The sequence below is a fragment of the Stenotrophomonas nitritireducens genome, from assembly GCF_001700965.1.
In the GTDB taxonomy this organism is placed as follows: domain Bacteria; phylum Pseudomonadota; class Gammaproteobacteria; order Xanthomonadales; family Xanthomonadaceae; genus Stenotrophomonas; species Stenotrophomonas nitritireducens_A.
The window spans coordinates 4,041,338-4,055,309 of record NZ_CP016756.1 but is presented as its reverse complement, the minus strand read 5'-3'; the positions used below and the strand labels follow the sequence as shown (position 1 = coordinate 4,055,309).

Below are 13,972 nucleotides of genomic sequence, written 5' to 3'. Positions count from 1 at the left end.
ACCTACAAGGTGCCAGGCTTGTCACATTCAGGCCAGATGTGGCTTGACCCATGCCAGGACGCCCTCAAGGGCCGTCACCAGCTTGGGACCATCCTCACCGCCACCCTGAGCCATGTCGGGACGACCACCGCCCTTGCCACCGATCTGGGCAGCCACGTGCGCCAACAGCTCGCCCGCCTTGACCTTGCCCGCCGCCGCGCCGTTGACACCCGCAACCAGCGCCGCCTTGCCGTCCTGCACGCCCGCCAGCACGATCACAGCGTCACCCAGCTGCTGCTTCAGGCGGTCCACCGCGTCGCGCAGCGCCTTGGCATCAAAGCCTTCCAGGCGCACGGCCAGCACCTTGACCCCGGCCACATCTACCGCCGAGCCGCCCAGGTCGGCGGTCGCGCCAGAGGCAACCTTGGCCTTGAGGGACTCCAGCTCGCGTTCCAGCTTCTTCTGCCGTTCGGCCAGCTGGCGGATCTTGTCGACCACATCACCGGCGCTGCCGCCGAGCAGCTGTGCGGCCTCATGCAGTCGCGCTTCCTCGTCGGCGACGTAATCCAGCGCGCCCTGCCCGGTCACCGCTTCAATACGACGCACGCCCGAAGACACACCGCCCTCGGAGGTGATCTTGAACAGGCCGATATCACCGGTGCGTGACACGTGGGTGCCGCCGCACAGCTCGGTGGAGTAGTCGCCCATCTTCAGCACGCGCACGTTTTCACCGTACTTCTCGCCAAACAGCGCCATGGCACCGAAGTCCAGCGCTTCCTGCATGCCCATGTTGTGCACTTCGGCGGCGTTGTTGGCGCGCACCTGCTCATTGACCTTGCGCTCGATGACCGCCAGTTCTTCGGCGCTGATCGGCTGGAAATGCGAGAAATCGAAGCGCAGGCGATCCGGCGCCACCAGCGAGCCCTTCTGCTGCACGTGGGTGCCCAGCACTTCGCGCAAGGCGGCGTGCAACAGGTGGGTAGCCGAGTGATTGAGGATGGTGGCGCTGCGACGCGACGCATCCACCGCACCGGCCAGCACGTCACCGAGCTTCAGCGCACCCTGTTCCAGCTTGCCGACATGGCCGTGGAACTGGCCAGCGAACTTCTGCGTGTCGCTGACCGCCAGTTTCACACCGGCAGCCGACAGCACGCCGGTATCACCCACCTGGCCACCGGACTCGGCGTAGAACGGGGTCTGCGCGGTGAACACGATGACCTCGTCGCCAGCCTGCACGGCGTCCACCGGGCGGCCATCCTTGATCAGCGCGACGACCTTCAGGCCATCGGCCTGCAGCGCGTCGTAGCCCAGGAACACGGTCGGCGACAGCGTGGCGACCAGTTCGGCCGGCAAGGTCACGCCACCGCCGAACTTGCCGGCAGCACGCGCGGTTTCGCGCTGGTGTTCCATCGAGGCATCAAAGCCAGCCATGTCCACCGTCATCCCGCGCTCGCGGGCGATATCGGCGGTCAGGTCGACCGGGAAGCCATAGGTGTCGTACAGACGGAATGCGTCCACGCCGGGGATGACACCATCACTGACCTTGGCCGCGACGTCGTCGAAGATCTTCATGCCCGAATCGAGGGTTTCAGCGAAACGCTCTTCTTCGGCCAGCAATGCACGCACCACGGTGTCGGCCTGTGCCGGCAATTCCGGGTAGGCCTCGCCCATCTGCTCGATCAGGGTTGGAACCAGCTTGCTGAAGAACGGCTGGCGCACGCCCAGCATCCAGCCATGGCGCAGGGCGCGGCGGATGATGCGGCGCAGGACGTAGCCGCGGCCTTCATTGGACGGCAGCACGCCGTCGACGATCAGGAACGAACAGGCGCGGATGTGATCGGCGATCACGCGCAGCGACTTGTTTTCCAGGTCAGCCATGCCGGTCAGCTCGGAAGCCTTGCGGATCAGCGCCTGGAACAGGTCGATCTCGTAGTTGGTGTGCACGTGCTGCAGGATCGCCGCCAAGCGCTCCAGGCCCATGCCGGTATCCACGCACGGCGCCGGCAGCGGCTGCAGCGAGCCATCGGGCTGGCGATCGAACTGCATGAACACCAGGTTCCAGATTTCGATGAAGCGGTCGCCATCCTCATCCGGCGAACCCGGCGGGCCACCGGCGATGTGATCGCCATGGTCGAAGAAGATCTCGGTGCAGGGGCCGCAGGGGCCGGTGTCGGCCATCTGCCAGAAGTTGTCCGAAGCGAACGGCGCACCCTTGTTGTCGCCGATGCGCACGATGCGGTCTTCCGGGATGCCGACCATGTCGCGCCACAGTGCGTAGGCCTCGTCATCGGTCTGGTACACGGTGACCAGCAGGCGCTCGGCCGGCAGCTTCCAGACCTGGGTCAGCAGCTCCCAAGCCCAGGCAATGGCGTCCTTCTTGAAGTAATCACCGAAGGACCAGTTGCCCAGCATTTCGAAGAAGGTGTGGTGGCGGGCGGTGTAGCCGACCTGGTCCAGGTCGTTGTGCTTGCCACCGGCGCGCAGGCAGCGCTGGACGTCGGCAGCGCGCACGTAGCTGCGCTTTTCCGCGCCCAGGAACACGTCCTTGAACTGGACCATGCCCGAGTTGGTGAACAGCAGGGTCGGGTCATTGCCCGGCACCAGGGGCGCGGACGGCACGATGGTGTGGCCTTTGCCCTTGAAGAATTCGAGGAAATCAGCGCGGATCTGGGAGGTCGTAAATTTGGCAGGTGTATTCATGGGGACTGGCGATAAGCTGGCAGACGGGTCCCGGCAGCCTGTACAGGCGCGGGAATTCGGGACAACCGAAACCCTGAAAGGGTAGCAGGCCCAGCCCGCCCAGTCCTCACTCAGTCCTCTGGGTCGTAACGGCTGGCCTGGCGGATACAGTTGCCATCAAACCCACGCCTGGCCAATAGATCCGCGGCTTTGCGCCGCTGTGCAAGGTCTTCCGGGCCATTGGCACCAAAACGGCGGCATACCAGCTCACGTGCGTTTTCAGTCCAATCGCCTTCAAACGAGGCCATCGCAGCCTCGATCTGCTCGCTGTCCAGCCCATGGGTGCCCAGCTCCGCGCGGATATGCAGCGGCCCATAGCCGCTACCGGCGCGGTTTCGCACCACGGATTGGGCAAAACGCGTGTCGTCCTGCCAGCCTTCTTCAGCAAGGCGGGCAACTGCCGCGTCGACCGCTTCCGGGTCAACACCACGTGCCTTCAACTTGCGCCCGAGCTCCTTGCGTGAATGCTCGCGCCTGACCAGCAGACCCAAGGCCCGCTGCAACGGCGTCTGCTCACGGCCACGCTTGGATTTGCGCGCAGGCTGGTCATCCATCTCGGTCATCACACCACACCCTACCCCGGTAAGGCCCAACCCCGCGCCATCCCTGCCGCGGGGTCTCCGGACAAAATGCCGCAGAAGCGGGCGACGTCACTGACGATGCGCCGCCCGCTCCCACGGGAAAATCACTCCTCGCCGTCCTCGTCGTCGCCTTCTTCGCGCGCCGCTTCGGTAGGTTGGAACTTCTCACGCAGCTCGGCTTCCAGGCGAACCGCAACCTGTGGGTTGTCGCGCAGGTAGCCGCGGGCGTTGTCCTTGCCCTGACCAATGCGCTCCTCGCCGTAGCTGTACCAGGCGCCAGCCTTCTCAACCAGCTTGGCATCCACACCCATGTCGATCAGCTCGCCCTCACGGGAAATGCCTTCGCCGTAGAGGATTTCGGTGATGACCTGCTTGAACGGCGGTGCCAGCTTGTTCTTGACCACCTTGATCTTGGTCTGGTTGCCGATGATCTCGTCACCCTTCTTGATCGCACCGATACGGCGGATGTCCAGGCGCACCGAGGCGTAGAACTTCAATGCGTTGCCGCCGGTGGTCACTTCCGGGCTCTGGCCCGGCATCATCACGCCGATCTTCATGCGCAGCTGGTTGATGAAGATCACCAGCGTATTGGAGCGCTTGATGTTGCCGGTCAGCTTGCGCAGCGCCTGACTCATCAGACGTGCCTGCAGGCCCGGCAGCTGGTCACCCATTTCGCCTTCGATTTCAGCACGCGGGGTCAGCGCGGCGACAGAGTCGACCACCACGATGTCGACCGAGCCGGAACGCACCAGCATGTCGGCAATTTCCAAGGCCTGCTCGCCGGTGTCCGGCTGCGACAGCAGCAGGTCGTCGACGTTGACGCCCAGCTTGGCGGCGTAAATCGGGTCCAGGGCGTGCTCGGCGTCGATGAAGGCCGCGGTGCCGCCCAGCTTCTGGCACTCGGCAATCGCCTGCAGGGTCAGGGTGGTCTTGCCCGAGGATTCCGGGCCATAGATTTCAACCACGCGACCCTTCGGCAAGCCACCAATGCCCAGTGCGATATCCAGCATCAACGAGCCCGTTGGGATGATCTCGACGGGCTCGACAACACGGTCACCCATACGCATCACCGAGCCTTTGCCGAACTGCTTTTCGATCTGACTCAGTGCGGCAGTGAGCGCGCGCTTCTTGTTCTCGTCCATCGTGTTCGTCCTCGGGGTTGATTTCGTTGATTTCGTCATGGGGTCCACTGTAGGGGAGTCGTATCGCACAGGCTGAGACTGCTGCCGAGACGACAAAATTATTGGGCCGACAAGGATACCGACAGCAGCCCAAACACCCGCCCCACGTAAGAGAAACAGACAGTTACGGCTGCGAAATGCGCGGATTCAAAGCCTCAAGCTTCAAATCCGCCCGTTTCAGCGGTTGGGCCGCAGCAGGCCGCAGTACAGCCCCTCGATGGAGAAATCCTGGTCGGGCAGGACTTCGATCGGTGCGTAGTCGGGATTGCGGGGCAACAGGCGGATGCGGTCCTTGGCGATCTTCAGCAGCTTAACGGTGATCTCGTCATCGATACGCGCCACCACGATCTGCCCGGACAGCGCGTCGCGGGTGCGGTGCACGCCGATCAGGTCGCCGTTGAAAATCCCCTCGTCGATCATCGAATCGCCCTGCACCTTGAGCAGGTAATCCGGCGCCGGCGAGAAAAACACCTTGTCCAGCACCACGTAGTCGTCCGACCCGATATCCGCGCCGATCGGCAGGCCAGCGGCGACCCGGCCGAGGATGGGCAGGCGCAGCACATCATCGTTGGCGGCCTGCACAGGCGTGTGCGGGTCCGGCGCACTCTCGCCTTCCTGGCGCACCAGGCGAATGCCACGCGCACGCCCTGGGACACGCTCGATGGCGCCCGCGGCTTCCAGGGCATCCAAGTGGTATTGGGCCGAACGTACGCCCTTGAAACCAAAGGCGCGGGCGATTTCGGTCTGCGATGGCGGCATGCCCTCGGCCTCGATGCGCTCGGCGATCAAGTCAAGGATGGCCTGCTGGGTGTCGGTCAGGTTCATGGTTAGTAGTATTACTACTAACAAAAAGAACTGCAAGCCCCCTTCTGCGAATCAGTCGTGTCGTCCGCTGCGCAGTATCGAGAACAGGATCCACACCCCGCAGATGCCGGCGCCCACGAACCCGCCCAGTCCCAGCGCCAGGAACCAACGGCTGGAGAGCCCGCCCACGCTGTGCATCACGATCGAGGAGCCGATGATCAGGGCAGCGGTGATCACCCCCACCACCAAGCGGTTGGCGGCGCGGTTGACCTGGTCGCCGAAGCCCTGCAGCGCATTGGTTTCCACCTTCAATTTGAGCTGGCCGCGGCGCGCGGCCTGCACCAGCCGGCGCAGGTCGCGCGGCAGTTCACCCGCGAAATCCAGCATTCCCAGCAAACTGCGCCGGCCGCGTTTGAACAGCGCCTTGGGCGCGTAGCGCTGCATCACCACCCGCTCCAGGAACGGCCGCGCGGCACTGGCCATGTCGAACTGCGGATCCAGCTGCCGGCCCATGCCTTCCAGGGTAAGGAAGGCCTTGATCATCAACGCCAGGTCGGCCGGCAAGGTCAGGCTGTAGCTGCGCAGCAGTTGGGTGATATCGCCCAGCATCAGGCCGATGCGCAGATCCTTCAGTGGCACGCCACGGTACTGGTCGACGAACTGGCTGATGTCCTGCTGCAGCCGCGCTTCATCCACTTCCACACCGCCCGCCCAGTCCAGCAGCACATCAGCCACCGCCTGCGGCTCCTGCTCCACCAGCCCATGCAGCAGCTGTGCAACCTGGAAGCGGCGCGCTTCGGACAGTGCGCCGACCATGCCGAAATCGATCACGCCGATGCGGCCGTCGCGCATGTAGAAGATGTTGCCCGGATGTGGATCGGCGTGGAAATAGCCGTCTTCCAGCACCATTTTCAGCACGATATCGGCACCGCGCCGAGCCAACGCCGCACGGTCCAGGCCGGCGGCGTCAACCGCCTCCAACCTGCGACCCGGAATGCCATCGACGAAGTCCTGCACGTTGAGGCTTTCGCAGGTCCACTGCCAATGCACGCTGGGAATCAGGATGTCGTCGCGGCCTTCGAAATTGCGCGCGATGCGCTCGGCGTTGCGGCATTCAGCGGCGAAATCCATCTCACTGCGCAGTGACGTTGTGAACTGCTGCACCACTTCGGCCGGGCGATAGCGGCGCAGGTCCGGCAGCCGCGCTTCGACGATCTCCGACAGCCGCGCCAACAGGCGCAGGTCCGCCTCGACCACATCGCGGATGCCGGGGCGGCGTATTTTCAACACGACTTCGCGCCCGTCGTGGAGGCGCGCGCGATGGGCCTGCGCCAGTGAGGCGGCAGCCATCGGCATCTCATCAAGGAAGGCGAACACCTGCGCGGGCGGCGCGCCGAGATCGGCCTCCAACTGCTCGCGGATGGCCGCGTACGGCAGTGCCGGCACCGCGTTCTGCAGCTCGGACAGTTCGGCGATCCACTCCGGCGGCAACAGATCCACGCGGGTGGCCAGCACCTGGCCAAGCTTGACGAAGGTCGGCCCGAGCTCCTGCATCGCGCTGCGCACACGCACCGGCGCAGTCATCCGCAACATCTGCTGGCTGTCGTTCCAACGCACCAGACGACCGGCGCGCTCGAGCACCGAGGCAAGCCCGATGCGGCGCACCACGTCGCCAAAACCATAACGGATCAGAACGCCGGCAATTTCCTGCAGCCGGCCCAGATCACGGACGGTGCCCAGTGTTTCCCACATCGATGATTACCCCACTTGGTGGCAGGGCCAGCATGTCACAGTTGTTCGGCGATGCCGTACAGTGCCGCGCCCACGGTTTGCCTGCGGACGGCATCACGGTCGCCGTCGAACTGGAACAACTGCGCGCGGGCATAGCCGCCGCGCCGCTTCCAGCCTATCCAGACGCTGCCCACCGGTTTGTCCGGGCTGCCACCGCCGGGACCGGCAATACCGGTGACCGCCACCGCGATGCCCGCGCCGGAATTGATCAGGGCACCGGCCACCATTTCCAGCACGGTTTCGCGGCTCACCGCGCCGTATTGCTCCAACGTCTGCGCGCGCACGCCGAGCAGGCGCTGTTTGGCCTCGTAGCTGTAGACCACCATGCCGCAATCGAAGAATGCCGAGGAGCCGGCAATGTCGGTCATGCTCTTGGCGATCCAGCCGCCACTGCAGCTTTCCGCGGTTACCAGTTGCAGCGAGGCTTGCTGCAGGCGCTCGCCAAGCGCGGCGGCCTGGGCATTGAGGTCGGCATCGGTTGGATTGGACATTGCGGCAGCGGGGTTCGCGGGGGACTAATACGTTTTACCGCAGATCAGGCTTGGCTGTCAGGGCACAGCCGTTGGCCTGTCCTGCGCGTGGGCCAGCATTGCGTGCTGGCGGGATTCGCCGCGTAGCTGATGTAGTTGGGCCATACGCCGTTTTGCGGGCTGACAATGTGTCGGCTTCGCGGCTTACGCCGCTCCTACAAAAAGAGGGCTGCGCACTGGCAACGTCGTTCCGGGTTCACATAGCTGGGGGAGCTGTGGGAGCGGCGTCAGCCGCGAAGCTGAGAGTGCGGGAATCGCCAGCAGTTTGCCGCCTGACACTTTGCCAGCTTCGCGGCTTATGCCGCACCCACAAACAACAAGCGGGTCATGCGGCGGCACTATCTGCGGGTTCGGTCCGGCCTGCAACAAGACAGCCGGCCAATGGCCGGCTGTCGTTCCCTCATCAGCTCAACCGGCAAGCCCCGGTCTCACCACTCGGGCAGCTTTTCCGGCAACAACGGCTTGATCACCGCGCCGTCCTCGCTCGAGGCCAACTTCTCGGCCTCGGCGATCGGAACATCCACCTCGACCAGCCAACCGTCGTCATCGGCCTGCTCGCTGCGGATGACTTCCAACTGGTGCAGGCGTGCACGCAGGCGGCCGGCACTAGGCGGCAGGCGCACACTGCCGGTGACATGCTGCAGGCCCAGGCGCTTGCCCAGCACCGACTGCAACAGCTCCAGTCCGCGGCCGTCACGGGCGGAAACCCATACCCGTTCGCGGCGCGACTCGTCCGGCACACCGTCCTGCGCGTCGTGGCGCACTTCGGCACCTTCGATACGGTCGATCTTGTTGAATACCAGCAGCTGCGGCAGATCGCCCGCACCTACCGCTTCCAATACCTCATCGACCTGGGCGATGCGCTCCTCGCGCAACGGGTCGGCGGCATCGACCAGATGCAGCAGGAAATCCGCTTCGCGTGCTTCGGACAGGGTCGACCGGAATGCGGCGACCAGGTCATGCGGCAGGTTGCGTACGAAGCCGACGGTATCGGCCAGCATCGCATTGCCGCCAGGCAGCGTGATCCGCCGCACGGTCGGGTCCAGGGTGGCAAACAACTGATCGGCGGCGTAGGCCTCGGCACCGGTCAGCGCATTGAACAGGGTGGACTTGCCGGCATTGGTATAGCCAACCAGAGCGATACGCGGCATTTCGCTGCGGACCCGTGCACGGCGCATCTGGGTGCGCTGCACTTCAACCTTTTCCAGCCGCTTCTGCAGCTGTTCCACCCGCTTCTGCAACAGGCGGCGGTCGGTTTCCAGCTGGGTTTCACCCGGGCCACGCAAACCGATGGAACCACCGCGCTGACGCTCAAGATGGGTCCAACCGCGCACCAGCCGCGTGGACATATGCCGCAACTGCGCCAGTTCGACCTGCAGCTTGCCCTCGTGGCTGTGCGCCCGCTGGGCGAAGATGTCCAGAATCAGGCCGGTGCGATCGATCACGCGCCGCTCCAGGTAGCGCTCAAGGTTGCGCTCCTGCACCGGGCTGAGTTGGTGATTGACCAGCACCAGGTCGGCACCGGTGGCATCGGCCGCAGCCTTCACCTCTTCCAGCTTGCCGCTGCCGATCAGGGTCGAAGGATTGGGCCGGTCCATGCGCGCACTTATCGTCGCGGCGATGGTTGCCCCGGCCGAACGCGCCAGATCGGTGAATTCCTCCAGCACATCTTCTTCCAGCCGGCCAACATGCGGCTGGATCAACAGCGCATGTTCGCCCTTTTTCGAGCGGTCAAACATGCGCCACCACCTGCTTATTCGTTGTCGTTGTCAATTTCGTCATCAGCTGCTTGGCTTCCATCACCCGATTGCACGTAACCACCACCCGGACCCACGCGCACATTGCGCGCCGGCACCACCGTGGAAATGGCGTGCTTGTAGACCATCTGGCTGACGGTATTACGCAGCAGCACCACGAACTGATCGAACGATTCGATCGTGCCCTGCAGTTTGATGCCATTGACCAGGTAGACCGAAACCGGCACGCGCTCGCGGCGCAAGGCATTCAGAAACGGATCCTGCAAAGACTGCCCCTTGGACATCGTCTACTCCTCGTTATTGTTTTTATGAACCGGACTGATGGCGGCGTCCCCTGCCCGCCCGGAACCCTGATGGTACACCGCCGCGCGCTCGCTCAGCCTTCCAGAAAGCGGGAAACCGCCTTCCGCACACCGGACATGTCCCGAATCGGGTCGAACCAGCGCGCATCCAGCTCCCCACGCAGCCAGGTGAGCTGCCGTTTGGCCAGCTGGCGGGTGGCAAACACGCCCTTGTCGCGGAATTCAGCCGCGCTGCCCTGGCCATCCAGGAACTGCCAGGCCTGCCGGTAACCCACCGCGCGTACCGCCGGCAGGTCCAGTGGCGCTGCCACCGCCGCCATCTGTGGCAGTGCCCGCAACGCCCGTACCTCGTCCAGAAAGCCGCGCTCCAGCATCAGGTCGAAGCGGCGTTCGATGCGCTGGTGCAGCACCGCACGCTCGGCCGGGGCCAGCACCAGTTTCAGCACGCGCGCCGGCAGCCGGGCGATACCCGGCAATGCCTGCCAATAGCTGATCGGCTTGCCGGTCAGGCGGTACACCTCCAACGCCCGCTGGATGCGCTGCGGATCGGTGGCATGGATGCGCGCGGCGGCCACCGGGTCCAGCTGCGTCAACTGGGCATGCAGGGCCGGCCAGCCGCAGGCCTCGGCCTCGGCGGCAATCGCTGCGCGCGTGGCCGGGTCCGCCTCTGGCATCGGTGACAGCCCCTGCAGCAAGGCGCGGAAATACAGGCCGGTACCACCAGCCAGTATCGGCAATTTGCCGCGCGCGACGATGTCACGCACCGCCGCCGTTGCATCGGCCGAAAACTCGGCGGCCGAATAGGTCTGCCAGGGATCACGCAGGTCCAGCAGATGGTGGGGAATGCCATCCTGTTCGGCGGCGTCAGGCTTGGCCGCACCTATCTCCAGGCCACGGTAGACCAGCGCCGAATCGACGCTGACGATCTCACCGTCATAGGCCTTGGCCAAGGCAATGGCCGCTGCGGTCTTGCCCGAGGCGGTAGGCCCCATCAGGGCGATGGCCAATGGCCGTTGATCGACGCCCATCACTCCTCGTCCGGCCAGCGTGGCACGGCAGGCCTGTCGGCGCGCGGCGCGGGTACCGCAGCCACCGCTGCGAGCACTTTCAGCGCATCCACGGTTGCGGCCACGTCATGCACGCGTACCATCATCGCGCCGTTCTGCACCGCCAGCAGATGTGCCGCCAGCGAGCCGGCCACGCGTTCGGCAGCCAGCGCACGGCCGGTGACATCGCCGATGCAGCGCTTGCGCGAAAAGCCCGCCAGCAGCGGCACACCCAGACTGTTCAAACGCGCCTGCGCCGCCAGCAAGGCGAAATTCTGCGCGGTGTCCTTGTTGAAGCCATAGCCGGGGTCTAGCAGCAACCGCTTGCGCCCGATGCCGGCCATCTCAGCGGCGAAAATGCGCTCGGCGAGGAACCGCTGCACATCCCCGGCGATATCGACATAGTCCTGCGCAACGCCGGCGTCGTACGGCCCGCCAACCGCGTGCATCAGCACCACCGCCGCCTTGGAGGCAGCAACCGCTTCCAGCGCGCCGGGCTGCTGCAGGGCCTGCACGTCGTTGATCATGTGCGCACCGGCGGCAAGCGCGGCGCGCATCACCTCCGGCTTGAAGGTGTCCACACTCAGCGGCACCGGCACCCGCGCAGCCAGGGCTTCAATCACCGGCACAACCCGATCGATTTCTTCCTGCACCGACACCGGGCTTGCGCCGGGACGGGTGGATTCGCCGCCGATGTCGAGCAGGTCGGCGCCCTGCTCCACCAGCGCCAGAGCATACGCAACGGCGGTTGCGGTATCGGCATGTTGGCCGCCATCGGAAAACGAATCCGGAGTGACATTGACGATGCCCATTACCTGCGGCCGATCCAGCCGCAGCGTCAGGCCGCCGCATTCCAGGGTGGGGACAACATCAAACATGGGCACTCCTGCCAACGGCAACAGCAGCTAGTTTAAGCCGCCACAGGCCGCGCTCACATGCCGCCACCGGCTCCGTTGCAGCCACGCCGGGACAAGTGACAACGCCTGCCTTACTGCTTGTTGCGGGCGCGGATGCGGCTGCCGATCAGGCTCAGGATCACCCCCAGCACCACGCCGATGAAGATGCCGGCCAGGAAATTATCGGTCTTCACCCCGAAGCCGACGCCGGCGACGGTGGCGATGATCATTTCCGGCACATTGGCCGAGGGCGCCTTGGGCGGCGGGGAAGCATTCATGGGGCATGGCCAGGGAAGAACAGAATGTGGCCATTCTCGCCCAGCATGGCGGCCGACGCATAAAAAAAACGGGCCGGAAAACCGGCCCGTTGTTCGTCGATTCAACGCCGCTGGCTCAATGCTGGCCGGCAGGGTCGGTTATCGGTGCTACCGGCTGCGGGGCGTCGCCACCCTTGCCGCCGTCTGCACGGTCGTTGCTGCCACCCTTGTCCACCCAACCGGCCGGCGGCGAAGGCTTGCGGCCTTCCATGATCGCCTTGACCTGCTCGGCATCGATGGTTTCCCAGTCCAGCAGCGCGGCGGTCATCGCTTCGACGATGTCGCGCTTCTCTTCCAGGATCTTGTAGGCAACCTGGTACTGCTCGTCGAGGATGCGACGGATCTCCGCGTCCACCTTCTGCTGGGTGGCCTCGGAAATGGTCTTGCTGTGCATGCCATAGCCGGCTTCTTCGTCGGCGTAGACCATGGTGCCCATCACATCGGACATGCCGTACTTGGTGACCATGCCACGCGCAAGCTTGGTGGCACGCTCGAAGTCATTGGAGGCACCGGTCGACATCTCGCCTACGAAGATCTCCTCGGCGATACGGCCGCCGAACAGGATTGCCAGTTCTTCCAGCATGCGGTCGCGGTACTTGCTGATGTGGTCGTGCTCGGGCAACTGCCAGGTCACGCCCAATGCCCAGCCGCGCGGCATGATGGTGACCTTGTGCACCGGGTCGGCCTTGGGCAGCGACATGGCGACAACGGCGTGGCCGGACTCGTGGTAAGCGGTGTTGCGACGCTCATCCTCGCGCATGACCATGCTGCGACGCTCAGGACCCATGTAGATCTTGTCCTTGGCGTCCTCGAAGTCCTTCATGTCGACTTCCTGCTTGTTGCGACGAGCCGCAAACAGGGCGCCTTCATTGATCAGGTTGGCCAGATCGGCACCAGAGAAACCCGGGGTGCCGCGTGCCAGCACTTCCGGACGCACGTCATCGGCGGCCGGCACCTTGCGCAGGTGCACACGCAGGATCTGCTCGCGGCCCTTGATGTCCGGCAGGCCGACCATCACCTGACGGTCGAAACGGCCCGGACGCAGCAGCGCCTTGTCCAGCACGTCGGGACGGTTGGTGGCGGCGATCACGATCACGCCTTCACCGCCCTCGAAGCCGTCCATCTCGACCAGCATCTGGTTCAGGGTCTGCTCGCGCTCGTCATGGCCACCGCCCATCCCCGAGCCGCGATGACGGCCCACGGCATCGATTTCGTCGATGAAGATGATGCACGGCGCGTGCTTCTTGGCCTGCTCGAACATGTCGCGCACGCGGCTGGCACCGACGCCGACAAACATCTCGACGAAGTCCGAACCGGAAATGGCGAAGAACGGCACCTTGGCTTCGCCGGCAATGGCGCGGGCCAACAGGGTCTTACCGGTACCCGGCGGGCCCACCATCAACACGCCGCGCGGAATCTTGCCGCCCAGCTTGGTGAACTTGGAGGGGTCACGCAGGAACTCGACCAGCTCGCCGACTTCTTCCTTGGCCTCGTCGCAACCGGCAACGTCGGCGAAGGTGACCTTGATCTGGTCCTCGCCCTGCAGCTTGGCGCGGGATTTGCCGAAGGACATCGCGCCCTTGGCACCGCCGCCACCGCCCTGCATCTGCCGCATCATGAAGATCCAGAAACCGATCAGCAGCAGTACCGGCAGGAACTGCAACACGATGCCCCAGAAACTCGGGCCAGCCGGCTCCTGACGGGCAACTTCAACATTCTTCGAATACAGCTGATCCAGCAGCTTGGGATCGGCCGGTGCATACAGCGCACCGTCGGAACCGTCAGCACGCTTGAAGCGCAGATGGTTGGTGGTCAGCGTGGTCTTGTCGGTGTATTCGACCGACTTGATCCGGCCCGCATCCACTTCCTGCAGGAACTGCGTGTAATTGCGGGCATCGCCAGCAGCCGCTGCACCGCTGCGCGGGGCAAAGCTCTGGAACACCACCATCAGCACGACGGCGACAACCACCCACAACAGGAGGTTCTTGGTCAGGTCGTTCATCCTCATCGGCTCCGGTGTCCCTCTAGATACTAATTTCTGATACGTCG

At 64.6% G+C, this 13,972-nt stretch carries 12 protein-coding genes; all 12 read right to left on the bottom strand.

From position 1 onward, the window contains the following. Window positions 1–27 precede the first annotated feature (27 nt). The 12 genes from alaS to ftsH all read right to left on the bottom strand — a co-directional run bounded on the left by alaS (window position 28) and on the right by ftsH (window position 13,925). Window positions 28–2,679, bottom strand: a complete 2,652-nt coding sequence (alaS, locus tag BCV67_RS17305) for an alanine--tRNA ligase (protein ID WP_062168017.1) — start codon at window positions 2,677–2,679, stop codon at window positions 28–30. 110 nt (window positions 2,680–2,789) lie between these two features. Then, window positions 2,790–3,272: a recombination regulator RecX gene (gene recX, locus BCV67_RS17300; RefSeq protein WP_082746716.1), complete on the bottom strand. Its 483-nt coding sequence runs from the start codon at window positions 3,270–3,272 to the stop codon at window positions 2,790–2,792. A gap of 131 nt (window positions 3,273–3,403) precedes the next feature. After that, window positions 3,404–4,441: a recombinase RecA gene (gene recA, locus BCV67_RS17295; protein ID WP_062168021.1), complete on the bottom strand. Its 1,038-nt coding sequence runs from the start codon at window positions 4,439–4,441 to the stop codon at window positions 3,404–3,406. 216 nt (window positions 4,442–4,657) lie between these two features. Beyond that, window positions 4,658–5,305 carry a transcriptional repressor LexA gene (gene lexA / locus BCV67_RS17290; RefSeq protein ID WP_062168023.1) on the bottom strand — a complete coding sequence of 216 codons (648 nt, stop codon included), beginning with the start codon at window positions 5,303–5,305 and terminating at the stop codon, window positions 4,658–4,660. 51 nt (window positions 5,306–5,356) lie between these two features. Continuing rightward, complete coding sequence (gene ubiB, locus BCV67_RS17285; RefSeq protein ID WP_062168025.1) at window positions 5,357–7,036, bottom strand: 2-polyprenylphenol 6-hydroxylase; 1,680 nt, start codon at window positions 7,034–7,036, stop codon at window positions 5,357–5,359. 35 nt (window positions 7,037–7,071) lie between these two features. Next, complete coding sequence (locus BCV67_RS17280) at window positions 7,072–7,566, bottom strand: CinA family protein (protein ID WP_062168028.1); 495 nt, start codon at window positions 7,564–7,566, stop codon at window positions 7,072–7,074. 467 nt (window positions 7,567–8,033) lie between these two features. After that, window positions 8,034–9,344: a ribosome rescue GTPase HflX gene (hflX, locus tag BCV67_RS17275; protein ID WP_062168030.1), complete on the bottom strand. Its 1,311-nt coding sequence runs from the start codon at window positions 9,342–9,344 to the stop codon at window positions 8,034–8,036. Window positions 9,345–9,358: 14 nt separating this feature from the next. Continuing rightward, the gene (gene hfq, locus BCV67_RS17270) at window positions 9,359–9,646 is read right to left on the bottom strand and encodes an RNA chaperone Hfq (RefSeq protein ID WP_057628256.1); all 288 of its coding nucleotides are present in this window, start codon (window positions 9,644–9,646) and stop codon (window positions 9,359–9,361) included. A gap of 92 nt (window positions 9,647–9,738) precedes the next feature. Further along, a complete protein-coding gene (miaA, locus tag BCV67_RS17265; protein WP_062168032.1) occupies window positions 9,739–10,692 on the bottom strand; it encodes a tRNA (adenosine(37)-N6)-dimethylallyltransferase MiaA in 954 nt (317 codons plus the stop codon). Next, complete coding sequence (gene folP / locus BCV67_RS17260; protein ID WP_062168034.1) at window positions 10,692–11,588, bottom strand: dihydropteroate synthase; 897 nt, start codon at window positions 11,586–11,588, stop codon at window positions 10,692–10,694. Before folP ends, miaA begins: the two co-directional genes overlap by 1 nt. Window positions 11,589–11,698: 110 nt before the next feature. Further along, entirely contained in the window at window positions 11,699–11,884 is a 186-nt protein-coding gene (locus BCV67_RS17255; RefSeq protein ID WP_062168036.1) for a hypothetical protein, read from the bottom strand. Between the two features lie 115 nt (window positions 11,885–11,999). Beyond that, window positions 12,000–13,925 carry an ATP-dependent zinc metalloprotease FtsH gene (ftsH, locus tag BCV67_RS17250; RefSeq protein WP_062168038.1) on the bottom strand — a complete coding sequence of 642 codons (1,926 nt, stop codon included), beginning with the start codon at window positions 13,923–13,925 and terminating at the stop codon, window positions 12,000–12,002. Window positions 13,926–13,972: the final 47 nt, after the last annotated feature.